Here is a 25,007-nt window from a genome sequence, read left to right on the forward strand (position 1 = left end):
CGCCGTAATCACGCGCTTGTCGCGTGCATTGCCTTGTTAAGTTTGAGCTCCATAGGCTGATAAACCAAGCCTGCTGATTCTCCCACTTCGCCACTGCACTCAAAACCATAATTTTCATAAGCGGTCACTGAAGATAGTGACGCGCTGACGGTAACAGTATCAACCTTCACATGATTTAGGGCGGATATAAGCAGCTTTCTTCCAATGCCGCTTTTCTGGGATTCGGGGCTAACAAAAAGCATCGCAACATGGCGTCCTTCCTTTAACTCGATGACACCTTTGATATTTTTGTTGTTCTCAGTAACCAGCATCAAGTTATCGCCTTTCATCCTATCGAGGAATGCATCGCGCGCAGCGATATTTGAAAAGGTTTTAATCCCCTCATCAGACAATGTGCCTGCAACTGACTGCAAAAAAGAGTCCATGCAAATTGTACTTACAGCTTCAAGGTCCTTCTCTTCCATCTTCCTGATAATCATCAATGTCTCCCAGAAACTTAACGCTAAGTAGGCCGCACGTGCGGTCTATCCCATTCAATGAGCGCGCGTCCTATCACAAAAAACATGATCTTCATCACGTTCGCTCATCAATTTATGATTTGATATTAACCCATTGTCTACCTTAGTTTTTTACTCGGAATCAATCAATCGTCGATCCATTTCTATCATTGATTACTTTGACAAATGACGCAAACGAAACAAAAAATACTGTATGTATATGGCTCTTCACCGTTCTTGGTGGAAAGTCATATCAAGCCCTCCAAAGTGAAATAAAATAGCTCGCTTAAAGCGTTCTTTATTTCTAAAACCCATCGAACGTATTTTTAGGCGCTGAATGTTTCCATTTATCGCTTCCGCTAAGCCATTTGATACCTTATAACGCATCGCATTGATGATGCCCTTTAAGTGCGTTTTCACGGTTTCTGCTGCTGTCATCATCGGCCTGATTTGACTGACCTTTATGAGTGCCAACCAATCATTCCAAGCCGCTTTGGCGTTAGCTGCATCGCCATACCAAATGGCTCTTGCTTGCTCTTTGAATATCCAGCTCAAGCCAGTATTTTGCATCATTTTGGCCAGCGCATTCACTCTTTCTCTCAATGTCCCATGTAGGTGGCTGTTTCGTTTTAACCATCCATACCGTGTTTGGTGGCACTCTCTTTTTAAATGCTGGGGCAACGCCATGAGTTCGCTTTTTCTCACTTCATTCACCGCTTTAGTGAGCACCTTTGCGATATGAAAATGGTCTATGGCTATCATTTGCTTAGCCCGCTCACCGAAGTAGTCATATGCTGCGTTTATATATGCTCTGCTCATGTCCATCGATATGGAACGTGTAACCATTGTTGACTCAGGGGGCAATGCCTTAAAGCAAGCTGATAAGCTCAGGCCTGTTCGACCGTCTTCAACCGATATCACCTGACCATCACGATTGGATAATACCGTGACATAGTCATGGCCTTTCTTAAATGCCGTTTCATCGACCAACAGGTCTTGGTAGTTCATGGTGGTTCTGGCTGTCAGACCGCGTTGAACGGCTCGTGCCATAATACGGTCGATGGCTCCCCAGCTAAGCCGATAGGTTTTACTCACCGCGTATAAGGAACTGACTTTAAGCATCTCTATAACGCGAGCCTCAAACAGCTCTGTGTAGCGACTGTTACTTGTCGCCCAAGGCACTTGAAGTGTTTGCACTCCATGCTCTGGGCAATCAGCTCGAGGGACTTCAGCCTCAATACGTGTTTCAAACTGACAGGTATCTAAATGTCGCCAAACCCGCCGCCGAGTATCGTGTCGACGAACAGCCTTACCGCAAGAGGGGCAAGCCGTTAATGAAGCTCGGTCATAGTCAACGCGTACGGTGATGGTTTGGGTTGACTCATTGAGTTCAACAGATGAAACAGCCCAAGGATGAGTTAATCCAAGAATGGATTGATAAAGCGTCGTGTCTTGCATGGTCGCGAGGTATTCATGAACGTTTACTTATTATCTCGCTCATTAATGTTTGTTGAAAGTGTTTCCACTACATTCGGTGAAGAGCCATGTATATACAGATAAAAAGTGCGCGACATGTCAAACACACCATTGCGGCTCCAGCAGCGATTTAGAAATACGATTTATCAGCACCATTACAGTATTCGCACCGAGCAAACCTATTGGTATTGGATAAAACGTTTTTTGTATTTTTATCACAAGCAGCACCCAGCAAAGCTCGGAGCTGCTGATATTGAACGATTTCTAACTCACCTAACGGTCGATAGGCAAGTCGCTCCGGCGACTCAAAACATCGCATTTAATGCCTTCATGTTTCTCTATAACAAAGTACTACGTATCGAAATGATTGGAATTCAGGCGAAACGCTCGAAAAAACAAGTCAACATTCCCGTAGTTTTTACTCGAGCTGAAGTGAGCCAAGTGATTGCGAATTTACCCGCGGATTATCAGATCATGGCTTCACTGCTTTACGGTTCGGGACTAAGACTCAGTGAATGCTTGAGATTACGGATTAAAGACTTAGATTTTGATCAAAATACAATCACCGTACGGCAAGGCAAAGGAAATAAAGATCGCGTAACTTTGTTACCCCCTAACTTGATCCCAAAGCTTCGCGATAACATTCTCCTGAGCAAAAGTGTTTTTGCTCACGATATGAGTCTACATTATGCTGGAACGACGATGTCTTACGCGTTAGCCCGTAAGTATCCACATTCTCAACGGTCGTTTTCTTGGCAGTTTTTGTTTCCTTCAACTCGCCTGTGTATCGACGCTAGAACAGGTGAGCTCAAACGCCATCATATTCATCATAGTGTGCTCCAAAAAGCCGTCACCAAAGCCGTGCATAATGCCGGAATAAATAAGCCTGCAAGTTGCCATACCTTTAGGCACAGTTTTGCCACCCACTTATTAGAACAAGGGACTGATTTAAGAACTATACAAGAACTACTTGGCCATCAAGATGTAACAACGATTGAGATTTACACGCATGTTATCGGTCGTTATACCACGGGCGTCAAAAGCCCTTTAGAGTGCTTGGTTCAAGTTGCAAAATAGATGACCGATGAAAAAGCATCAAGGCGCTTATGCATGAGAGGGTCGTTCGTAAGAAGACCTAACACGTTTTGGAACACCAACGAGTCAGTACGCCCTAAGCCACTTCGGGACAAGAGCGACACAACTGATATCCACTGCCCCTCAACAAACTTCGGATTAAAAATCACTGCACATATACGGCAGCGCAATAACTGTCGATAACAAGGGTGAAGTCATCATCCTGTCACTGCTGGCGGCACTTCTTTAGGTATTTTAGGCTTGCGCTCTTGGCTTAAATAAACACCAAAGAAAATAACCCCTACCGCAACCCACTGAGTCGTTTCCAAACGTTCGCCAAGCAGCAACATCGAAAAAATCAATGACAAAGCCGGCAATAGATTGGCGTAGCCTGCAGCGGTTGAAGCCTTTACATGAGTCAAAGAATAATTATATAAGCCATACGCACCTAATGTGACCACCAGCCCTAAATACACAATGGTGCCAACCGATGCCAATGACACCTGCTCAGGCCACTCAGAAACAAATGCTAAGGGGAAGAAAAATATAGCGCCGCAAAAACTTTGTAGTGCAGTTAATAAAAAAGCCGAGTAACGTTTGGTGAGATGTTTAACCAACAACGTGTAACCAACGGCAGTACACATTGCCAAAAATTCAAGGAAATTCCCCAATATCGCATTAGGTGCTTGCAGGCTATTTTCGCCAGTTACCGACATCCATACCACACCAACAACGGCGATCATAAAACCAGTCCATTGTTTAAGGGTATTCCTTTCCCCTAAAAAAAAGAACGCCGTGACCGCAACCATTAACGGTAACATGGCCGTAATCATGCCCGCTTGCCCGGCGCTAGTATAAATCAGCGCTTGAGACTCAAACAAAAAGTACAAACATGGTTCAAAAAACGCCATCCCCATGAGAAACTTCCAATCACCCGCTTGATACTTAAAGTCTTGCCTTAACCAAGGCCAAACGACCAAAAATGCAGTCGTTCCAATACTCATTCGCAAAAACACCACGATCATTGGTGCCATTTCATTAACTGCAACTTTCAAGGCAATAAAAGAACTGCCCCACAACACCATCGCGAGTAACAATGCCAAATGCGCACGCAAGGTGGATGTTTCCATAGCAACTCCTATCTAAAATGAAAGTAACCAAAAAAATGCGGCAATCGCCTAGCTTATACCGTTCGCATTTGTGGCACATAGTAAGGGAACCTGATATGCCTAATACACAAGTAAAAGTGATGTCTCTATTCAAGCTTTTCTTGCCCGAATATTATTTCAGAGTGATAGAGACTAGGTTAACAAAGATAAATTTGAGGCATCTTGGAAAATGCCAGTCGGCGAGTATACATTTTTATTGCATAAAAATTCAACTGTATAATTCGAAGCAATGCGCTTACTCAGCCTCATCCTTGAAACGAAATCAGCAATGGCTCGGTGACGAGCTAGCCAAGCTTGCATTTGAGTCAAGCAATTGAATATTAAAATTATTGTCAAAAATCCATAAGCCTTGGTTAATTTACTCTTAGCATTCGCAAATCATTCGCATTTAAGCATCAAACACTTATAAAATAGCTGTGACTTGTGTCATGCTGTTTACGAATGAATTTCTGGCAGTATCAAGGTTACCGCCAAGCCAAATAACAAAGATGTCGAATTTCTGCACACTCAAAACTGAGTGTTTGAATAACTATAAGAGGTGAATATTGAAAGCACATCGAATCAAAATTGCTCGGTTCATCACCGCAATCATTTTGCTCACTCCCATGATGTCTTGGGCTGGTCAGGCCTTAGTGCATGTTCCGGGCACCACTGTATCCATGACGCCTCCTGCAGGTTTTACGCTGTCTAACAGTTTTTCAGGCTTTGAAAATTTGACAACACATTCCAGCATTGTGATTGCCGAGCTCCCCGGAGACGCCTACGCTCAACTACAAATACTCTTCACTGATGCCGCGATTGCAAAAAAGGGCTTCGCCACAAAAGGGATCCAGATAAGCAAACGTCAAAACATCAAAGTTGGCGCCAACAGCATTCCATTGCTATCGGGAAATCAGCATATTAATGGCATAAATGTTGTTAAATATATAAGTCTACTCGATGGGAACTCAAGCGTTCTGATTAACTACAATCTTTTAAACCAGGAGCAGCTGAGCGAAAATGACGTCATAAAATCACTACAATCCATCTCACTTTCTGCAGCTGAACCGCTTGAAACAAAGTTGCAAAACTTACCCTTTAAATTTACAGCATTCTCTCCCTTTAAAGTCGTGGATGTACTGCTTGGCAGCTCCGCCTTACTCACCACTTTCGACGGTAGCGATCCAAGCGGCAATTTACCGATCATGGTCCTTGCAAGCTCACAAGCTCAACACAACATTGGTGATATTAAGCCTGCTGCAGAACAATTTTTGAAATCGACGACTGGTTTTCAGGATGCCCGCATTACCAACGCTCAGCCCGTTAAATTTGCGAACTTAGACGGATACAAAATACAAGCGACTGCTGGCGATAAAACAATTGTTCAATATCTAGCAATGAAAGAAGACGGAAGCTATCTGCGCCTCGTCTCAACAGGAGCCACGCAGAAGATAACAGAACTAGTAAATGCCATTCAATTAGTCGCCGATTCAATGACTTTGACCCCCTAAACGACTGAATAGAAGCAACAACGCAGGCGACTCGGTGTTGCTTCTACCAGAGATCGATCAGCTCAAGAGTTCACCATGCAACGTATCAATATTATAGGGACCAGCGGCAGCGGTAAAACTGCCTTTAGCAAACAATTAGCGAAAGCCTTGGCTTACCCGCATTATGAGATGGATGCGATGTTCTGGAAGTCCAATTGGACTAAATCCACCGATCCACAACTATTCGCAGCGATTACTGCCGTTACCGAGCAAGAAAACTGGGTTTTAGATGGCAACTATAATCGAACGATCCCAGTGAAATGGGCCCATGTTGATACCGTAATTTGGCTCGATTATTCACTCCGCAGAACCTTATTTCAGGCGGTAAGACGGGCGTTGAGCCGCAGCTTACATCGCCAAGAACTATGGCAGGGAACTGGCAATCGAGAAAGTTTTCGAAAAAACTTTATGAGCCGAGATTCGATAATACTTTGGACGCTAAGAACCTATCGAAGCAATCAGCGCTATTACCAACAACTGATGCATACCAACACCTACCAACATATCAAATTTATTCGCTTAAGCTGCCCTAAACAAACCTCAAAATTTATTGCAGAACTGAATCAATAGGCCGCAGTTTTATGTTGTTACATTTATGTCTCGCAGATCCGAACAGAGCCAAGCAGGGGATTACAGAGGTTTAGGGACCGCGGGTAGGTTTTCCTTTAATAGCTTAATAAACTGATTGCCTGACCAACTTCGCTTATACACTAAGCCAAAGCTGTAGTTCACTGCGGGTTTAAAAGGACGAATTGCGACTTTATCCAGATTAGCTAAGTCATAAGCGGTAATGGGGTTAATCAGGCTCATTCCCACATTGTGTGCAACCAAAGAACAAATCGCGGCAATATTTGCCTCGGTTTTCCCAGAAATTCGAATATTACTCTTAGCAATATGCATTAACAGCTGGTCCGCCGCTAAGTTAGGTTGATTGGGGATCACCAAATGTTGATCCTTAAAATCATCGGTAGATATTTGCGCCTTATTGGCAAGCGGATGTTTAATGGGGACCAAACAGACCGCCTCCACTTCACAAATTTTATCCACAATCAGCGTTTGACTACTAACAGGCAAGGTAACAAAACCGGCATCAAACTGCCCCGCCTCTACAGCCCGCACCACCTCTGAACTCGTCAAGATGTCGAAAGAGATATTATATCCAGAGTTAATGCCTAACACCGCCGCAATCACTTGTGGTACAAAAGCAAAACCCAAACCGGGCACCGCAGCTAAGCGGATCCTTGATGCACCAAACTCACGCAAAGCCACAATACTATGCTTCATCTCTTCAAGGTTACCCAGTAGGCCGAGTATTTCGCCATATAATTCATCGGCTTCCGGAGTGGTGATGAGACGCTTTTTATATCGAGTAAACAAAGGCATCCCTATGTTTTCTTCGAGTAAGGCCAAGGAACGGCTCACCCCAGATTGAGTAATGCCTAAATCTTTTGCAGTACGAGTCGCCGTTCCTGTTTCATAAAGCACTTTAAAAATAATCAGTGATTTCAACGAATTTAAATTAATTTGCGACATATCCTGCCCTTATTTTGGATGCGAATGCGGGATTTCAATACTAAATAGTATCACTCAACATATGACTAAAAGTCATCAATTAATGAAAAAACATTATAATTTACAATATTAAATTCCTTCTTATAATCGATCTTGTATTGCGGAAAACCAATATTTTTCAAACACGGATGTGAGGGGTGTAATGACAACAAATAATGCTTTGTTTTATCAAACTAGTGATGATGCGCCATTGATTGATCGTGCTGATGGTATCTATCTTTGGGACAATAACGGTAAACGCTACATTGATGGCTGTTCCGGCGCGATTACTTGTAATATGGGTCATAATCATCCAGCAATTAAAGCAGCGATGAAACAACAACTAGAGACGATAGCCTTCAGCTATCGCACCCAGTTTGAAAATCAGGCGGCGATTGATTTAGCCAATCAGTTGGTTGAAATAACCAATCATGACTTAGATAAAGTGTTCTTTGTCGGCAGCGGTTCAGAAGCCGTAGAAAGTGCGATTAAACTCGCTCGCCAGTACTTTTTTGCACTTGGGCAAACCCAACGTCAGCATTTCGTGTCACTGCGACCGTCCTATCACGGCAGCACCTTGGGAGCCTTAGGCTTAACCAGTTATCAACCGCTAGAGCAGCCCTTTAGCAGCATTATTAATTCGGCAATTAAAGTGCCCTCACCCGATCTTTACCGCTATCCACAAGCCTCACAGCAACTCCATATTGAAGCGGTATTGGGCGAAACTGAAGCGGCGATCAACGAGGTAGGCGGTGAAAACATTATAGCCATCGTACTCGAGCCCGTTGGCGGTGCCAGCACCGGTGCAAGAATGCTTACTCAGCAATATTATGATGGTATTCAACAACTTTGCCAGCGCTTCGGCTGCTTACTTATTCTTGATGAAGTGCTCTCAGGGATGGGGCGCACAGGCCAATGGTTAGCATATCAACACTGGGATATAAAACCCGATATTGTCGCCTTGGCGAAAGGCTTAGGTGCCGGTTACTACCCTATCGCAGCAATGCTGGCGAGACAAGAATTGGTCAGCCCCGTCCTTGATAGCGGCGGGTTTCAACATGGTCATACTTACGCAGGGAATCCATTAGCTTGCGCGACAGGTCGCGCCATTATTCAAGCAATGCATGACGAGCAAATCGTAGCCAATGCCGCCAAACAAGGAGCTTACTTGCGCGAGAAGCTCGATCAATTACAAGATTACCATCCGATGATTGGTCATGTTCGAGGGATTGGTTTACTACAAGGTGTTGAATTTGTTCAAAACCGACAAACTAAACAAGCATGGCCAGCCGAATTCAATATTTTTGCGCAGATTACCAATATTGCGAAACAAATGGGCTTATTAATCTATCCCCGTCGCAGTCTCAACGGAGTCGCAGGCGACCATATCCTGATTGCTCCTCCACTAACCGTCACAAGTGAAGAAATCGATTTAATTGTTTCGTTATTTAGTGATGCTTTACACAAGCTCGAACAGGCCTATTTATAGCAGCTGTATACGCCTTAATTTACATTCGATATTAAAAGGAAATTAATATGTTTTTAAGAATACTACTAAGTGCATGTCTAAGTTTGGGATTAACACTATCGGCTCACGCCGAGGATGGGATCGCCAAGGTAAAACAAGACAAACAACTCAGTTTTGCCCTAAGTGGGGCCTACCCGCCGTTCAACTATGTTGATGACAACGGTAAATTGGTTGGTTTTGATGTTGAAATTGGTCAAGAAATAGCGCGTCGGATTGGTGTTGAAGGTAAACCCGTTGCCACCGCCTGGGATGGGATTATTGCGGGTCTGTTGGCCAAGCGCTATACCACCATCATTGGCTCCATGGCCATTACCGAAGACCGCCTAAAAACTATCGACTTTTCGCAACCCTACTATCGCTCTGGCGCGCAACTATTTGTCAAAAAAGGCGCTAAAACAATGAACATAGAAGATCTCAAAGGCAAAAAAGTAGGGGTAACCCTAGGCACCACCTTCGAGGCGTGGTTACGTAAAAATGCTCCTGAAGTCGAAGTTCGTACCTATAAAGGCGTTCCGCAACTGATTATGGAAACTCAATCAGGCAGACTTGCTGGATTTGTCTCCGACCGAATGACGGGTTTAATGGCAATTAAACAGCATGATTTCAAGCTGCAGATGGCTGGAGAACTGCTCTACCCTGAATTGATTGGTATCGCCCTCAATAAAGGAAACCCAGAGTTGCTCAAGGCAATTAATAGCGCCATTACCGAAATGCAATCTGACGGTACTTATACCCAGATCAGCCAGAAGTACTTCGGTACCGATATTCGATAAGGAGTGAATTCATGTTTGACTGGGCTATCATCATAAAATATATGCCCGTGCTTTCTGAGGCGGCAATTCTCACCTTATATATCGCCATCGTGGCGCTTGCTTTAGGCTTAGCGTTTGGTTTGATTGCGGCATTGGCAAAGGTCTCTAATAATCTACTATTCAGAGCAATCGCCAACTTCTATATTTGGTTAATTCGCTCGACCCCATTATTAGTACAACTGTTTCTTATTTACTATGGATTGCCCCAGTTTGGACTTGATTTATCCCCCTTCTTGTCTGGTGTACTTGGTTTAGCGCTCAATGTGGGCGCTTACAATGCCGAAACCATAAGAGCTGGCATTCAATCGATTGGACAAGGCCAAACAGAAGCAGCCAAATCAATCGGAATGAATCATGCGCAAACCATGCGGCGCATTATTCTTCCGCAAGCGCTGCGCAATATTATTCCGCCTTTAGGAAACAATTTTATTATCTTAATCAAAGATACCTCTCTGGTTTCCACGATTACGCTGGTTGAACTCACCATGAAAACGCAACAATTAGTTGGAACCACCTATAAGCCATTTGAGCTCTACCTCGCGGCAACCATGCTGTACGCCGTCATGACTAGCGTCACCGCCGCCTTACTGCACAAATTAGAACGACACCTGCATCAAAAAACCACGAGGAGCTAAGGAATGGCCAACTCCATTGTAAAAATCAACGCCCTAAAGAAAAGCTATGGTCAACTAGAAGTGCTTCGTTCGGTCAACTTAGATGTAAACGCAGGGGAAGTGATTGTCATCATTGGTCCTAGCGGCTCAGGCAAGAGCACTCTGTTGCGTACCATGAACCATTTGGAGACCCCCAGCGGAGGTACCATTATCGTGAATAACACGCTCGTAAATGACGATAATCTCAGCGGGAAAATGCTCGAACATCATTTATGTAAAGTTCGGACTAACTTAGGCATGGTTTTCCAGCACTTCAACTTATTCCCGCACATGACGATCCTCGAAAATATAATTGAAGGCCCAACCATTGTGCTCAAACAAGCCCGCCAAGAAGCGACTCGTCGAGCCATCAAATTACTGGAAAGTGTCGGTTTAGCCGACAAACAAAATGCTTATCCAGACATGCTTTCTGGTGGTCAAAAGCAGCGCGTTGCGATTGTCCGAGCGTTAGCGATGAACCCAGCGGTTATGCTATTTGATGAACCCACATCGGCTCTCGATCCCGAACTGGTCGGCGAAGTACTGGCGGTTATAGAACAGTTGGCTCGCGATGGTATGACCATGCTGATTGTGACTCACGAAATGAGTTTTGCACAAAAAGTTGCTGACCGCGTGATATTTATGGACGGTGGTTACATCGTTGAAGACGGCACACCAGAGCAATTATTTGGCAATCCTCAGCATCAGCGAACCCAGCAATTTCTAGCGAGCATTCATTCATGAACAAACAACAAACATTGCAGCAAGCAATTGCAGTAATCCCCGAGGGTGCGACAGTTATGGTGGGCGGTTTTGGTTGCCCAGGAACCCCTTTCACCCTGATCAACGAATTATTACGCCAAGGGCAGCGTCATTTAACCTTAATCAAAAACGATGCCAACGAGAGTGGTATTGGGATCAGTAAACTTATCGAAAATGGTCAGGTCGATAAACTAATTACCACCCATCTAGGTTTAAATAAACCGGTGATCGACTTGATGAATAGCGGCCAATTAGAAGTTGAATTTCACCCGCAAGGCATTCTCGCCGAAAAGATCCGTACTGCCGGAGCTGGCAGCTTTGGCTTTTTATCTGATATTGGGCTCGATTCAGAAATCACCTTACCGGAACAGCTTTTGGAATGGCAAGGACAGCGCTATAAAGTTGAAATGGCGCAAAGCGCAGAGTTTGCCTTATTGCACGCAGCCCAAGCCGATCACTACGGCAACTTAATGTATCAGGGGTCGGCGATCAACTTCAGTCCCTTAATGGCGATGGCAGCAAACCATGTGATTGTAGAAACCGCTGATTGCCAAGAACCCGGGAGCCTTAATCCAAATCACATTCATACGCCATCGGTATTTGTGAGCAGTTTAGTGCCATTAGCCGCATTATCTGATGAATACGGAGCACTTTCTCACCATGTCAAATATTAGTCGAATCGTCGAACGAGCCGCGCGCGAGATACAAGCCGACACCGTCATCAATCTTGGGATTGGTTTACCAGCTAAAGTTGTCGAGTTTTTACCAAAGGAATTAAACATTTTAATCCATTGCGAAAATGGCGTGCTCGGCGCCGCCGAACAACCGAAACCGGAGGATATAGACCCCTTCGTGATAGACTCCGCCGGGAACTATATTTCAACTTGTCTCGGCAGTAGCTATTTCGATAGTGCTGTATCTTTTGCGATGATCCGACGTGCAAAACTGGATTTAACCATGATTGGGGCGTTTGAAGTGGACCAAGCCGGTAACTTAGCCAACTGGAAGATCCCGGGGCGTTTTTCGCCGGGCATCGGCGGCGCGATGGAGCTTGCACAAAAAACCCCGCGTATTGTGGTATTGATGACCCACTGTGACAAAAAAGGCCAGCCTAAAATTCTAAAGCAGTGCCGATTACCACTTACCGCAAGACACTGTGTATCGCGGATTATTACAGATAAGGCGGTGATGGATGTGACCCCGCAGGGTTTAGTGCTTAGAGAAAAAGCCAGAGACATAAGTCTACAGCAGCTGATTCACTTCACCGAAGCTGATCTTATCATTCCAGAACAAATAGGTGAGCTATGAGCTTTAATCAATGTGAACAAGCCATTCTCAATAGCTGCGAGCAACTCTTCGAAGATACCCTCTCTTTCACCGAAGACATGGTCCGACAATACGGTGTACTCAACCATGAGCAAGGTGTTCTAGATATTGTTGAAAGACAGCTCTGCGCCTTAAAACTTCCGGTGGAACGTGTCGCAATGAAGCATAGTGATATGTGCGGTCACGCCCTCTATGCCCCCGTGCCATGGGATCATGAGAATAAATACAACCTGGTAAGTCAACTCAACAAAGGCGCTCCAGGTAAAACGCTGGTACTGAATGGTCATCTCGATGTCGTGAGCGCAGACCCAGCAGACATGTGGACTCAGGCTCCTAATCAACCATGGCGAAAGGACGGTTGGTTATATGGTCGAGGCGCAGGTGATATGCAATCGGGCGTCGCCGCAATGATTTTTGCGGTACATGCCATTCAGCACGCCGGGTATGCAATTAAATCACCGTTAATTATTCAAGCCGTGGTCGAAGAAGAGTGCTCTGGAAATGGCGCTCTGGCATGTTTACAGCAAGGGTTTGGCGGCGACTTCGTGCTAATTCCAGAACCCTTCGGACCACAAATTTATGCCGCTCAAGTTGGTGTCTTATGGTTCAAACTGCTGGTCAGAGGTCGACCCGCCCATGTTTTAGATACATCAGCCGGCGACAATGCCATCGAGAAAATACAAAAATTAATTCCTTGGTTAAAATCGCTAGAAGCTGAACTTAATGAGCTCGAACGACCAGCACCCTATGATCAAATTGCGCAACCGTTTAACCTGAACATTGGTAAAATTAAAGGCGGTAATTGGGCTTCGAGTGTTCCTGCACATGCCGAAATGGAAGGACGGATCGGCTTTCCGCCTGGCATGAGTGCCAGTGATATCATGCAACGGGTAAACGATTGTATTGAACAAGCGGCCTTAAAAGATAAAGCCTTTGTGAGTCAAAAACCGATCCTGCGGTTTCATGGCTTTCGTTCTGAAGGACATATCGTGGATACTGGCCATGCAGGGGTCGGCTTGCTTGCTAACTGTCATCACACATTATTAGGAAAAGAACCTGAGCATTATTTATCCACTTGTACCACCGACTTACGCGCATTCCACTTCTATAGTCGAACCGCTGGAACCTGCTACGGGCCAATAGCAAAGAACATTCATGGCGTTGATGAGTGCGTCGATATCGAATCCATTCGCCACACCTTAAAAACCTACGCTCTCTTTATCAGCCGCTGGTGTCAACTGGAGAAAAAATGAAAGCTGTTTATCTAAGTCATTATCAACGAACTGCCTTTAGTCGAGCCCACCCTAAAAAATCCGAGGTTGACGCCTTAGCGCCAATACGTGGCGATACACTTTTGGCACAACTGATCGACCATGCGTTAATCGAAACCGCGGTTAATGCAGATAAGGTGGATGACCTATCGCTCGGCTGCGCACTCAGTGTTAAAGATCAGTGGAGTTTTGGTGGACGTTATCCGCTTTATCAAAGCCAATTAGGCGATCAGTGTGCCAGCAGAAGTATCGACCAGCAATGTGGTTCCGGGATCTCAGCAATCCGTTCCAGTGCATTAATTTTAGCTTCGGGGGCCGCCGATATCGCACTCGCCGGAGGCTATGAAAACATGACTCGGATCCCCATGGGCCCCTCGTTATTTCAGCAAGGTATTCTCACGATTCCAGAACATTACGCCGATCGTTATCAAATGGATGTCGTGATGAATATGGGCCTCACAGCAGAAGCCTTGATGAAAAAAACACAGTGCGACCGAAACACTATGGACGAATTCGCTTTAAGCTCACACCAACGTGCAGCCAATGCCCAAGCCAGTGGTTACTTAAGCCAAGAAATTCTGCCGATCCATACCAAGCATGACTCCGTATTTGAACAGGATGCCAACATTCGAAGCGATACCAGCCTCAGCCAACTCGCAGCGCTTAAACCGGTATTCACTGAAAACGGTCATATAACCGCTGGGAATAGCTCCCCCTTAACCAGTGGTGCGGCGCTGATGATGTTAATGACGGAGTCAGCTTTAGAGGAGCATCATGCTCAACCACTCGCTCGAATAGTTGCTTGCGCCGATCGAGGTACTCAACCAGAACTTATGGGACAAGGTGTGGTGCCCGCGATACAGCGAGTGCTGCAAATGGCGAAGCTAAAACCAGAGCAAATCGATTGCTGGGAAATTAACGAAGCATTTAGCATCGTACCACTTTATGCAATGGCACAATTGGGAATTAGCCATGAACAGCTAAATATAAACGGCGGAGCCATCGCCCTCGGCCATCCCCTTGGAGCCAGTGGTATTCGCTTAGTTGGCACACTTGCTCGAACTTTACACCAACAACAAGCTCGCTACGGTGTTGCTGCCGCTTGTATCGGAGGCGGTCAAGGGATCGCGATGTTAATCGAGCGAGTCTAAAATCCATATCATTGTTCATATACTCCCCATATCCATGTAACAGTTTGTTCCATGGATATGCAACCACCGTTACTTTCGAGTCATTCAGCAATGCTAAAAAACCTAGAGACAAATTACTAACGTTTTGTTCACATAGAACATTATAGAGCTGTAATCCTTTATAAATCAGGCGTATACTTCAATGCTTCTCGACTGGCTTACAGGTCGAGTCACTCTGAATATAAGAGTGACATTATGTCAAAGCCCTGCCGCAACGTGACTCTATTCACCCAGCACTTTCCAGCCAGAGAAATAACAATATGAGCACTGATTAGCCGCCCATCAAAGGTGCTCTCTTTTAATCAGCGGCATTGTGTAAAAAATATTGACTTATTAAGGGAATTAAAATGAAAGTTACAGTCATACCATTCTTTATGTTAGCGGTTTCAATCGGGGGTTGTGGTAGTAGTAATAGCGAGAGTGGAGATGTAAAAAACACCGATATCGAGAATGCCTCCATTTGTTTTAATGAAGATTTATATGAGGTCGGTGCAACACTGACTACCAGCATGGTCGCGCAAGATGGGTCCATTGAGACCCGTTTGACGAAAGTGATTGAAGAAACAACTTACCAGAGCCAGCCTGCATTGCTCGCTCAAACAACCGAAAATAACGTCACCGATAACGCCTATTTATTCATCGATGAAGGGAATAAAGAACAAATCATGTTGGGAGAAACTGATAATGCAAATGAAAACGAATTGAGCTATACGCCTGGTACCTCAATGCGATTTGACGTAGATAAAGGTGATATTCATCGTCAAACCATTACCATGATAGTAAACAACTCATCGGGGGTTGAGCAAGAATTTGTGATCAACATTAGTTCTGAATTTCAAGGCTTTGAAAACATCACGGTTCCTGCTGGTAGCTTCAAAACATGCAAATTTGAACAAAATTATTCAATGACATTACCTGACGGCTCTCCGGCTGATAGTAAGGCTATCATCTGGTATGCAGCAAACTACGGAGTGGAAGTTCAAGTATCAAATGATGGAACGATGAGCAAACTGATTGAAGCAGAGCTCAATGGCGTCAAAATGTAAATTCCAAATGGTGTTTACTTCAATATTTAAACGATAATACAGCTGGTTAAAAAATGGGGGAGAACAAGTCTCCTCGGCCCACCCGCACTAGCCATTAAAAACGCTGCCATCAGGCTCGGCCTAAAGGTAGCGTTTTAAACATCTCATCAAGCAAGCTCTAGCGCAACTTAAAGCTGCTCCGAGTAAGCCTTGAAAGTCAGCTCACAGTGCCACGCTGGTAAACCAGCTGACGACAACAATCAGCCCACTAATCAACAAGCCTTCGCCAAGACCAACCGCCATCACAATCTGTCGTCGCGGTAAACCGGCCAAGCGCGCGAGATAGACAATCAGCTCGGTAAATACCAAAGGGAAAAAAGCCCATCCGGCAATCGCCGCAACACCAAAAGAGCGAACCCAGCGTTGCGCACGTTGCACACTCTTGCTAGGCAAGGCTTCCAGTCGCTTTTGCATATCCATGTAATCAATCGCCAGACAAACCAAATAGGCGGAGCTACAAGATGCTACCAAAGTGAGAAGAAACATCAGCAGCGGATCGATACTACTTGCCATTAATAGAATCAAGGGCATGGTCGGGATAAAAAGCACCCCACGCAGAAAAATAACCAAAGTATAAGCCGGCAGAATATACCAATAATATACATCCACCATGGCCCGCATATCACTCAAGCTATAGTTGCTGCTTAAACCTTGCATCCCAACAATCGCCAACAAGGCTATCGCAATCCAAAGCACCAGTTTTAACTTTGCCTTCATTTGTCATGTCTCTTACGTTCAGGACAAATATGTTGGACTCGAGCCGCTTCACAACTGGCGTGACTGTTACAGCGCAGCCCTTCGACCTGCCAGCTTATATCGATACTCCGGTGCAGGCCGAAAATCATAAACTGACAAGGCTGCGGATAATCATGAACCACAAACATACGCGCAAAAAAAGTACTCTTATCGCGGCTCTCTGGCAAACCTTGTTTCAGCGCTTGTAACAGCGCATCATCATTAGAAAAAGAGGTACTCAGCTGCCAACGCTCAGCCAACTCAGATTTTGACTGCACCCTGTAGCTTACAAATTTGTGCTCTGGCAATAACTCTAAGCTGGTATTTAAGGCTACGGTAAATATGGGCGGAGTATAAACGATAAGCGCAATGCTCAGGGCGATGGAGAGACCCAGAGCGATCACGACTCGAAATAAAATTTTTTTCACCCTTTTAAAGCGAGTACCTGTTTTCAACCCCTTTTTGCCGCTTTTCATTCTCATCCCTCAAACACCTAAGCTTTCTTGTCTGACCACTTATGCTATTTTTAATCCAAGTTACAGGCCGATCCTTACCACGACTTCTAGACCCCCCAAGCTCACCGGATTATTTTACGGAGAGCGTTTTGTGTAAAAATGAAGCGCAGTGCATTTCATAAAAACGAGCGTAATAAAATAATTCCGAGTGCAGCTTTTTGTGTACAACCAGCATGGGCATGAACTCATGAAGTGAAAGTCCGCTGTTGGAAGGTCACCGCTTAATAAGACTTTGATTATTAAACGCTAAGGACTAGCGAATGGCAAGGGCATAACTGCGAAGGGATCTCCAAATAGAAATTATATATGTCTGATTATTACGCAAATACGGCGACAGCCAGGTGGCCTACCGTCAAAAATTAGCGGCATTTAAAGATGCCGCTGCAGGCAATGTAATGAGCCTTAAATAGTGAAACCTTATGACTTAAGCTTCCAATAAGCTTTGGTGTGATTATTTTTTCCCTTGATATGGCGCTGATTACGCAGGTAGTGTCGTACTTTTGTCGCTGAAGACGACTCTAGCGCAGCCCATACCGCATCGATGTTATCGAGACTGCGTAATATGCGTAACACTTCTGTGGCTTGCTCTTGTTCTGCACAAACCACTCGGTGAAGTTGAGCGCCGCGAGGAAGGCTGTCTTCAGAAAAATAGTTCTGCTGCTCTTTGTTGGCACTTAATATAATGACCACTGGCGGTAATGCATTACTCCAATGTTCAATAATACCCGCCGCCGCAGGATATGCCGTTTCATCAGCAATAATCAGAGCTTGACCATTGGCTAAATGGGGGTGTTGGTCTTGGGTTTGTGAACGACTCATAAATACATCACCGATACTCAAGCGCTCTGCCCACTGGCTCCCCGCGCTATTGCCATGCGTATAAATATCTATCTGCCCACGGTCGGGGAAAGGGGCGGAATCACTGCTTTTCCATGATTTACGTAAGGTGTAAAGCCGCACATTTTTATTGGCTTTATATAACAGTTTTTCACGATTCTTCGTTGAAAGGTGCTTCATTAACCAAATAAACAGATGGTCAGCTATACGCTTTAAGCAATGTTTTTGAGTACTTTGTTGGACCGAATTTGCCCGCTTTTTTTGCATGCCTTTTAACACCAAAGCATAGGCATAGCCTGGATAGTATTCTGGTAAAGGCATGTCACTTTTTACGGTCAAGCGAATGATATTGGCGGTGAGCCATTGTTTATCAAGCACTTCAAAAAACTGCTTACCATTGCCCGAAAAGTCAAGCCCCTGCTTTACAATACTCGCGTAAGCTAAATAGAGAATTCTTTCTTCTAAACTGCCCTCTATTTCAAAAGGTACAAGTATTGTGTGTTGAGCCGATTTAACTGCAAATGCGATATCAATTTGAATCCCCTCTTGAAAGATATCTTTAACCCTTGCCGATACAATTTGTTTATCCGACACATGGCTTTTAGCAATGGCTAATAACTCCTCGGGGTGGTCTTGATTAACGTGGTCAATAATGTCGACTTTATGGTCAACATCGCGAATGGGGGTTGGTGACTTGCTCATGAGTTTTTCGTACTTCTGCTGGGCTTAAACGAGCAGAGCTTAAAATAAAGCTCTGCGAAAAAACGAATCATTGTGACGAATCAATCTACATACGGTACATGGCACTCATGCCAATAGTGCGTGACTGACCAACCGAGGCAAGCGCGCCAGCACGATAGGAAACCGCATCGTCATTGGTGAGGTTTTTAATATAGGCATTAATGGTGAAGTCTCCTACTCGGTAACTCGCGCGAACATCAAGCAGAGCATAATCACCAGCGACAGATGTCTCGGTATTTTCTAAGTCTGAGTAGTACTCTCCGACATAAGTGGCGTTGGCACCCAAAGTCCAACGTTCATCGATATACACCGTGAAACCAAGGCTCGCATTCAGTTTTGGCGCATTGGTGAGCTGATTTCCCTGATATGACTCATCATCACTGATTTCACTGTCTAGCAAACCAATCGCCGTTGTTATTTCTAGATTGTTGGTCAACCAAGTGGAGCCCTCTAGCTCTAAACCGTAGGTATAAGATTTGCCGACATTCTCAATGGTAAAACCACTGGTTCCTGCTTGATAATTTTTGTAATCGTTATAAAACAAATTGGCATTTAATACGCTTCCACCGGCAAATATACTCTTGCTGCTTAACTCAAATGCCGATACCGTTTCACTGTCATAACTATATTCTTCGCCAAAAAAATTAATCCCTAAACCGGAAGGGCTGTAACCTTTGCTGGCTGTGGCTGCAAGAGTGGTTGAGTCGGCCAGGTCATAGAGTAAACTCAGCTTCGGCAGATAATAGGTTTCACTGTCGTTTTGACTATTATCGCCCCCAGAAAACGCTGTAGAACTAGTCTTATCTGCGTCTTCGTTTTCAACCCGTACGCCTGCCACTAGCCTGTATTTTGGCGAAAGTGAATATGTCCCCTCCCCATATAAGGCACTGGTTGTGGTTTGATATTCGGTTGCAATAGTAAAGTTAGAGGTAGCAAGAGAGGCATCTTTATGAGAAATAAAGATCCCAACAACCCCGGTTAGCGCCGACTCGTTTTCGCTGAGTAGCAGCCGATTCTCCAGGGCATAAGTTTCATTGTTAATATCGTAGGTATTACCTGTCGAATAGGCATCGTCATGGATATCAGAGCTACTGCGACTGATATGCAACGAGTTAGTCAGGCTATCATTGATTTGATAATCAATGTCTGCCGCAATAGAGTCCGCTTTAGAGTCTTGCAAACGCACTTCGTTAGAGCCGTTTAAGGAGAATGTCTTAGAGGCAATGCCCTCATCGGTATTACTGGCAAAGTTAGCATGCTCCCCTTGATTATTATGATAATTAAGGGTGAGCTTTGCAGACAAAGCAGGGATATGAGTAGGCAGCCACAGTAATTTTCCTCTAGCGTTAAGGTTATCTGACTCACTTAGATTCGGCGTATCATAACCATTAGTATCATAATTTAACCAGCCTTCTCCAGTGGTAGCATCAATCACCACTCGGTAGGCCAGTTCATCTTCAAGCAAGGGCCCCGATGACATAAGGCCAAGGTTATAATTCATATTGCCATTTTTATAATTTTCAAAACCACCTCTAAACGCGGCTTCGCGATTAAAAGTAGGGTCGTTGGTATTGATCACCAGCGCACCACCAATAGCACTAGAACCTTGACTGCTCGATTGAGGCCCTCGAAGCACTTCTAATTGTTCGATATCCCAAACAGAAACAGGGTTAAAGTTATAACCAGAGAAATCTTGGGTCACACCATCCACCACGCTCACCACTCTAGCGCGAGCCCCAGTTAAATATGCGAGTCCCCCGGTGGCCGCTCCACCGCCCGAAATACCCCGTATCGAGATATTATTAAACGAATCGGCGATAACATTAGGCGCCAATACCGCCGTCTCTTTGGCTTCTTTATATTCTCCAGACTCTAAGCGCTCGCCTGAGATAAGTGTGACACCAGTGGGGACATCCTTGATGTTTTTATCTCTTTTTTCACCCGTGACCACGTATGTTTCAAGCGATACCGGTTCCGCGCTCAATATTGAAGAATATGCCATGCTGCTAACAACACACGCCAATAAGCACCGAGAATAAAACAAACTGGCTCGAATATTTCTTTGGCAATGACTCATCATAAGACTTCCTTTCCAAATAAAATGAAATAAATTAAAAATTGTAATGAATGTTTTAACTTTGCATTTAGCAAAGCTATTAAAAATGAAAATGATCTCTATTATTCAAGGCTGGTTAGTTACATTGATTATCGAGTTGAAGACGGGTATCGGGACCTTGCCTGTATAATAAAATCCATACTAAACCGACAATAATAAGAGAAATAACCGCACCCAACAGGCTTGTCATGCCATAACCAAGCTGTTTAGCCACCGCCATACTTAACCACGAGTAAACAAAGCCCAGTAGCGACGCAAAACTGGCTTGCAGGGTGAAAAATGTAGCCTTACGGGAGGTAACCGAAGCGTTGTCCATAAATATGGTTGATGAAATAACAAGCAAAGCAGGGAAACTAACGAAATGAGTAACGATGGCAAGGTAAACCGTGACTTTATCGGTATAACCAAAGGCAGGTAAAATAATTAGGCACAAGCCTGCCATTTGTAAAACAAGGGCACTAATAAGTGCTTTTTGTCGACCGAGTTTCGTGATTAACGGGGCTGCCAACATAGCGGAGAACACGCCAACGATGGAGCCGAAAATTTTGATCGACGAACCTATCTCATCCAACGACCAAGCGCCATCAACAAGAATAGGATTAAGTAAAGCAAAGCCCCATGTAGACACAAAGGGATAAAGCGCTAAAACAACAAACCATGATTTATGCTTTACCATAAAGCCATTAATATCCTTGAACAGGTATTGATGATTCTCTTGGCTCACATTGTTGGTTGTTTTCGGTTCTTTAAATAAGCAAACTTGAATTAATGCGAGTGCGGTTAAGCCCGCCAATACCCCAAATGAACCTTGCCATCCTAACCACGGGTAAAAGATCAGTAATAGACCGCCACCAATAATATTACCGAGCAAGTTTCCCGAAAACTGCACACTACTCGCAAACTTTCGCTCGCTCATTGAAAATAACTTACAAGATAAACCGTCGACAGAAACATCTTGTAGGCTCATAAAAAAGACATATAAGCCAATCACTCCAAGTATGCCTAAAAAGCCCTGTGAGGCATCCATGGTTCCGATAATAAGCAACAGCAAGACCATGCCAAAGTTAGAAAGAATTAACCAACTACGGTACTTTCCTTGTAACGAGAGCTTATATTTATCAATCAGCGGTGCATAAAATATCTTGCCCACCATGGGTAAAACAGCGAGGTTAAGCAACGCTAACTTGTCGAGAGGAACACCTTGCTGGCGTAAAATTGCCATGGCCGCAGATAGTATGAAGGCAATACCAATATATTGAGTGATATATATGCTGGCGAGCATTATCCATGGGTGTTTAGTCTTAAGCATTGAATGGAACCAACTTCCTTTTGTGACATGACGGCTAATGCTGTTTTAGTGGGCAGCTAACCTTGGGTAACACGATGCTATTCTTCCAACCCAATCGTGTAATACGAATGAGTTGTATAACTAACACTGTTTACATTAAGCGGGTATTATAAAAGGTAGGTCGTTGAGCGCTTTCAAATGGGGTCATGTTTCTTTTGAAAACAGACAATTTTAAGCGCTTCTCTTTAACAATAGCGCCTGTCGATATTCACTGGGGCTTAGACCAAACTCACCTTTAAATAGGGTGGCAAGGTAGGCTTGGCTTTTGATGCCGATATCATCAGCGATCTGATGGATGGGAGCATCGCCAGACAATAGTTCAAGCGCGATGTTGAGCCGTTTTTTATTTAGCCATTTGCGAAAACTGGTTCCCACCAAACCTTTAATGTCTTGCTTAATATAGGTTTGATTACTCCCCGCAAGACGAGCCAGTGAAGACAAAGTCCAATCTTGGTCAAGGTTATCTTCAACATGATTAAGCGCTTCACGCAATTGTGACATGCGAGATGACATACCGTACTGGGAGTCTTCGCGCCGTTTATGAAGAAATAAAGACAACACTTCAAAAGCTTTTGCTCTGATAAACAACTGCCTTTCTAGTCCTTTAAATTCACACTGCCACACTGACTCACAACATCTCAGAATGTCACCAGAAATAGCGCCCAGTTCGGAGATCCTTGCTTCAGGTCTAAAGTGATGGGCAACCTCGGACACGGAACTAATACCATACTCATGAAGCTGGGCAAGAGGCAGCATAATCGACAGGGTTTGCCAAGTAGCGTTACTAGGAAACACTACACTGCTGGTGCAAGGTTCATCGGCTAATGCAACCGCATAGTGATAATTGTAGTTATCCAGTTTTTCTTGGGGGCTATTTGGCGTACTGTACTGACACTGACCAAGTAAGGTGATGTAAAGCCCTGGCAAATAGGCATTTTCAACTGTCGTATCCTCTGTAAAACAGTGGTTGATAGACCGTACCCAGCTTTGTGAATGAGCGTCCAATTCTAAGTGTTCGAATGTAGATACATTCCGAATAGAGAGATTTTCCAAAGTACTGCCCTCATATAAAGTCGTAGGTAACGCACAACAACCTTAACGGTAATAATTATCATTAGCATTTAATTACCAGATATATTGGATTTTCGCAACTAGAATTTATGCTAGGCCCAGCGCACATAATCGGCCAAGTGGCTAATATCGGTGAGTCTTCGCAGCCAATTAACTTAGGGTTTCCACCACCAAGCCCGGCTTAATCGTACTACTGTTTTGCGCACAATAAATGCGCGTTTTACACAAAGAAGCCTAGTTGGCGAATACCGATCAGATAAGAGCAGTTGACGACCTGTTTTAAAAGTTCAAATCGGATGTCATTACTGGCGGATTTTTGTGGTTTTGTCTGGCGTTCTAATAAAATAATAAAAAAAATAATAAAAAGACAGCCATTTTAAAATACTATTCAATCACTTCCATCAGGTAACAAGCATTACAACTCATCCAATAAGAAACAGCCAAACGTAGAAAAGAGCAGCTTTGAATTTATGTTTTTACGGCGAAAAGCCACTAAAAGCAAAGCAGCAAGCACAGCGATTCGAGAGAAGCTTAAATGCCGACTCAGAGGGAATGAAGTTAGGTTGTCAATATTTAGCCAACATCAAGCCAGCGCTTGGCGGCACCCATGCCTTTAATCCGTTGTTGCTGGTGTTGGCGCTTATAATGTCGCAGTGATTGCCCTGTCCCCACCGCGCTAGCAAAGTAGTTTTCTAAGCCAGTACTCAAAGCTAACCAGCTTTCTTCGTCAATTTGTAAGCGTTGCAGAATAGGCGCTTGCGCATCATCGATATAACCGTGTTTATCTTCTCTAATAACTCGACCAGTGAGTTCCACCAATTGCAGATAATCTTGTAGTTCAAAGGGTAAGCCTTTGAGCATGGTTTCACTGGGATTGCCAGCAAAGGGCATCAGCGCGTTAGGTTGTTGACCTTGCTTAGCTTGCCGAATACGCTGCTTAATACTGGTGTGGTCTGAGGTTTCTGACGTAGAGGCCATGTTTGAGCGAATGGGGTTTAAGTCCACATAAGCCATACAAGCTGCAAGCGCAGCTTCATCTAATAGTGCTTGTGATTTAAAGCGGCCTTCCCAAAAGCGACCTGTACACTTATCTTCTTTATTTGCTTCTCGAGCAATGTGTTCATTCAAATGGCGCATAAACCAACTTAAATCATAGAGGCGAGCGCGATACATATCCGCAGTATCTTTGATGGCTTGTAATTGAGCTTCATCAAGTCGTAAACGAACTTGAGGATTAAGGTACATTTGGGTCAGCAAGGTACCTTTGTGCAGAATGTGCCAGCGCTCTAGCACTTCATCCATCGACCACGCTTCGGCTTGCTCCTTATCAACATGCAACACCACATGACTGTGATTACTCATAACAGCATAAGCACAAACATCAATAGCGAACACCGCTGCCAGTTGTAGTAAATAGTCTTCTACCCATTGACGCCGGTGCTCATAACTCTTACCAGTGTGTTGGTCTTCACCACACAAAAAAGCACGACGAACACAGCGCGAAACGCAATGATAATAAAGTGTATCCGCTAAGCTCACTTGCGATTGTCTTGAACGAGGCATAACTAAAACTCCCAAAAAACATCTATTGACAGTTTAGATAATTAATAATGGGTTCGCTAGTTGGTATGGATGTCTCGCTTATTGTTCTTATTGTTCTTATTGTCTGGATGTTACAGAATTTCATCAATTCCATACTTTTTCCTTGACGCAGTGTATAC

The 25,007-nt window shown here is 44.3% G+C and carries 23 protein-coding genes; 12 read left to right on the forward strand and 11 right to left on the reverse strand.

Annotated features, from left to right (window positions below; all coding sequences use genetic code 11):
• Positions 1–8 precede the first annotated feature (8 nt).
• Both ACRRSY_RS14125 and ACRRSY_RS14130 read right to left on the reverse strand, forming a co-directional pair.
• A complete protein-coding gene (locus ACRRSY_RS14125; RefSeq protein WP_432463500.1) occupies positions 9–479 on the reverse strand; it encodes a GNAT family N-acetyltransferase in 471 nt (156 codons plus the stop codon).
• Between the two features lie 246 nt (positions 480–725).
• On the reverse strand, positions 726–1,955 hold the full coding sequence (locus tag ACRRSY_RS14130) for an ISL3 family transposase (RefSeq protein ID WP_432463495.1): 1,230 nt from the start codon (positions 1,953–1,955) through the stop codon (positions 726–728).
• Positions 1,956–2,069: 114 nt separating this feature from the next.
• Here ACRRSY_RS14130 and ACRRSY_RS14135 point away from each other — a divergent pair, with 114 nt between their 5' ends.
• Complete coding sequence (locus ACRRSY_RS14135; protein WP_432463501.1) at positions 2,070–3,050, forward strand: integron integrase; 981 nt, start codon at positions 2,070–2,072, stop codon at positions 3,048–3,050.
• Between the two features lie 215 nt (positions 3,051–3,265).
• Here the strand turns inward: ACRRSY_RS14135 and ACRRSY_RS14140 are convergent, their stop codons facing one another.
• Complete coding sequence (locus ACRRSY_RS14140) at positions 3,266–4,177, reverse strand: DMT family transporter (RefSeq protein WP_432452589.1); 912 nt, start codon at positions 4,175–4,177, stop codon at positions 3,266–3,268.
• A gap of 698 nt (positions 4,178–4,875) precedes the next feature.
• Between ACRRSY_RS14140 and ACRRSY_RS14145 the strand changes: the two genes are divergently transcribed.
• Complete coding sequence (locus tag ACRRSY_RS14145; RefSeq protein WP_432463502.1) at positions 4,876–5,706, forward strand: hypothetical protein; 831 nt, start codon at positions 4,876–4,878, stop codon at positions 5,704–5,706.
• A gap of 75 nt (positions 5,707–5,781) precedes the next feature.
• On the forward strand, positions 5,782–6,315 hold the full coding sequence (locus tag ACRRSY_RS14150) for an adenylate kinase (protein ID WP_432463503.1): 534 nt from the start codon (positions 5,782–5,784) through the stop codon (positions 6,313–6,315).
• A 60-nt stretch (positions 6,316–6,375) separates the two neighbouring features.
• On the opposite strand, the gene ACRRSY_RS14155 is transcribed toward ACRRSY_RS14150, so the two are convergent.
• Complete coding sequence (locus ACRRSY_RS14155) at positions 6,376–7,278, reverse strand: LysR family transcriptional regulator (RefSeq protein WP_432463504.1); 903 nt, start codon at positions 7,276–7,278, stop codon at positions 6,376–6,378.
• A gap of 181 nt (positions 7,279–7,459) precedes the next feature.
• Between ACRRSY_RS14155 and ACRRSY_RS14160 the strand changes: the two genes are divergently transcribed.
• From ACRRSY_RS14160 to ACRRSY_RS14200, 9 genes are all read left to right on the forward strand, one after another.
• Positions 7,460–8,785, forward strand: coding sequence for an aspartate aminotransferase family protein (locus ACRRSY_RS14160; protein WP_432463505.1), 1,326 nt, complete (start codon positions 7,460–7,462; stop codon positions 8,783–8,785).
• 47 nt (positions 8,786–8,832) lie between these two features.
• Positions 8,833–9,597: an ABC transporter substrate-binding protein gene (locus ACRRSY_RS14165; protein ID WP_432452584.1), complete on the forward strand. Its 765-nt coding sequence runs from the start codon at positions 8,833–8,835 to the stop codon at positions 9,595–9,597.
• Positions 9,598–9,608: 11 nt separating this feature from the next.
• Positions 9,609–10,271: an amino acid ABC transporter permease gene (locus tag ACRRSY_RS14170; RefSeq protein WP_432452583.1), complete on the forward strand. Its 663-nt coding sequence runs from the start codon at positions 9,609–9,611 to the stop codon at positions 10,269–10,271.
• A 15-nt stretch (positions 10,272–10,286) separates the two neighbouring features.
• Positions 10,287–11,033, forward strand: coding sequence for an amino acid ABC transporter ATP-binding protein (locus ACRRSY_RS14175; RefSeq protein WP_432464723.1), 747 nt, complete (start codon positions 10,287–10,289; stop codon positions 11,031–11,033).
• A complete protein-coding gene (locus ACRRSY_RS14180; RefSeq protein WP_432452582.1) occupies positions 11,030–11,725 on the forward strand; it encodes a CoA transferase subunit A in 696 nt (231 codons plus the stop codon). Before ACRRSY_RS14175 ends, ACRRSY_RS14180 begins: the two co-directional genes overlap by 4 nt.
• The gene (locus ACRRSY_RS14185) at positions 11,712–12,359 is read left to right on the forward strand and encodes a 3-oxoacid CoA-transferase subunit B (protein WP_432459656.1); all 648 of its coding nucleotides are present in this window, start codon (positions 11,712–11,714) and stop codon (positions 12,357–12,359) included. Before ACRRSY_RS14180 ends, ACRRSY_RS14185 begins: the two co-directional genes overlap by 14 nt.
• On the forward strand, positions 12,356–13,630 hold the full coding sequence (locus tag ACRRSY_RS14190) for an ArgE/DapE family deacylase (protein WP_432459657.1): 1,275 nt from the start codon (positions 12,356–12,358) through the stop codon (positions 13,628–13,630). Before ACRRSY_RS14185 ends, ACRRSY_RS14190 begins: the two co-directional genes overlap by 4 nt.
• Positions 13,627–14,799: an acetyl-CoA C-acyltransferase gene (locus ACRRSY_RS14195; protein ID WP_432459658.1), complete on the forward strand. Its 1,173-nt coding sequence runs from the start codon at positions 13,627–13,629 to the stop codon at positions 14,797–14,799. Before ACRRSY_RS14190 ends, ACRRSY_RS14195 begins: the two co-directional genes overlap by 4 nt.
• 386 nt (positions 14,800–15,185) lie before the next feature.
• Complete coding sequence (locus ACRRSY_RS14200; RefSeq protein ID WP_432463506.1) at positions 15,186–15,884, forward strand: TapB family protein; 699 nt, start codon at positions 15,186–15,188, stop codon at positions 15,882–15,884.
• A gap of 201 nt (positions 15,885–16,085) precedes the next feature.
• On the opposite strand, the gene ACRRSY_RS14205 is transcribed toward ACRRSY_RS14200, so the two are convergent.
• The 7 genes from ACRRSY_RS14205 to ACRRSY_RS14235 all read right to left on the reverse strand — a co-directional run bounded on the left by ACRRSY_RS14205 (position 16,086) and on the right by ACRRSY_RS14235 (position 24,849).
• Positions 16,086–16,640, reverse strand: coding sequence for a hypothetical protein (locus tag ACRRSY_RS14205; protein ID WP_432463507.1), 555 nt, complete (start codon positions 16,638–16,640; stop codon positions 16,086–16,088).
• Complete coding sequence (locus ACRRSY_RS14210; protein ID WP_432463508.1) at positions 16,637–17,134, reverse strand: hypothetical protein; 498 nt, start codon at positions 17,132–17,134, stop codon at positions 16,637–16,639. The genes ACRRSY_RS14205 and ACRRSY_RS14210 overlap by 4 nt, the downstream gene beginning before the upstream one ends.
• Before the next feature lie 456 nt (positions 17,135–17,590).
• Positions 17,591–18,712 carry an SIP domain-containing protein gene (locus ACRRSY_RS14215; protein ID WP_432459662.1) on the reverse strand — a complete coding sequence of 374 codons (1,122 nt, stop codon included), beginning with the start codon at positions 18,710–18,712 and terminating at the stop codon, positions 17,591–17,593.
• Positions 18,713–18,797: 85 nt separating this feature from the next.
• Positions 18,798–20,831, reverse strand: coding sequence for a TonB-dependent receptor (locus tag ACRRSY_RS14220; RefSeq protein WP_432463509.1), 2,034 nt, complete (start codon positions 20,829–20,831; stop codon positions 18,798–18,800).
• A gap of 112 nt (positions 20,832–20,943) precedes the next feature.
• Positions 20,944–22,176 carry an MFS transporter gene (locus ACRRSY_RS14225; RefSeq protein ID WP_432463510.1) on the reverse strand — a complete coding sequence of 411 codons (1,233 nt, stop codon included), beginning with the start codon at positions 22,174–22,176 and terminating at the stop codon, positions 20,944–20,946.
• A gap of 210 nt (positions 22,177–22,386) precedes the next feature.
• Positions 22,387–23,268, reverse strand: coding sequence for a helix-turn-helix transcriptional regulator (locus ACRRSY_RS14230; protein ID WP_432463511.1), 882 nt, complete (start codon positions 23,266–23,268; stop codon positions 22,387–22,389).
• Between the two features lie 591 nt (positions 23,269–23,859).
• Positions 23,860–24,849: a transposase gene (locus ACRRSY_RS14235; RefSeq protein WP_432459666.1), complete on the reverse strand. Its 990-nt coding sequence runs from the start codon at positions 24,847–24,849 to the stop codon at positions 23,860–23,862.
• Positions 24,850–25,007 lie beyond the last annotated feature (158 nt).

This window comes from Agarivorans sp. QJM3NY_33, from assembly GCF_050870865.2.
GTDB lineage: Bacteria > Pseudomonadota > Gammaproteobacteria > Enterobacterales > Celerinatantimonadaceae > Agarivorans.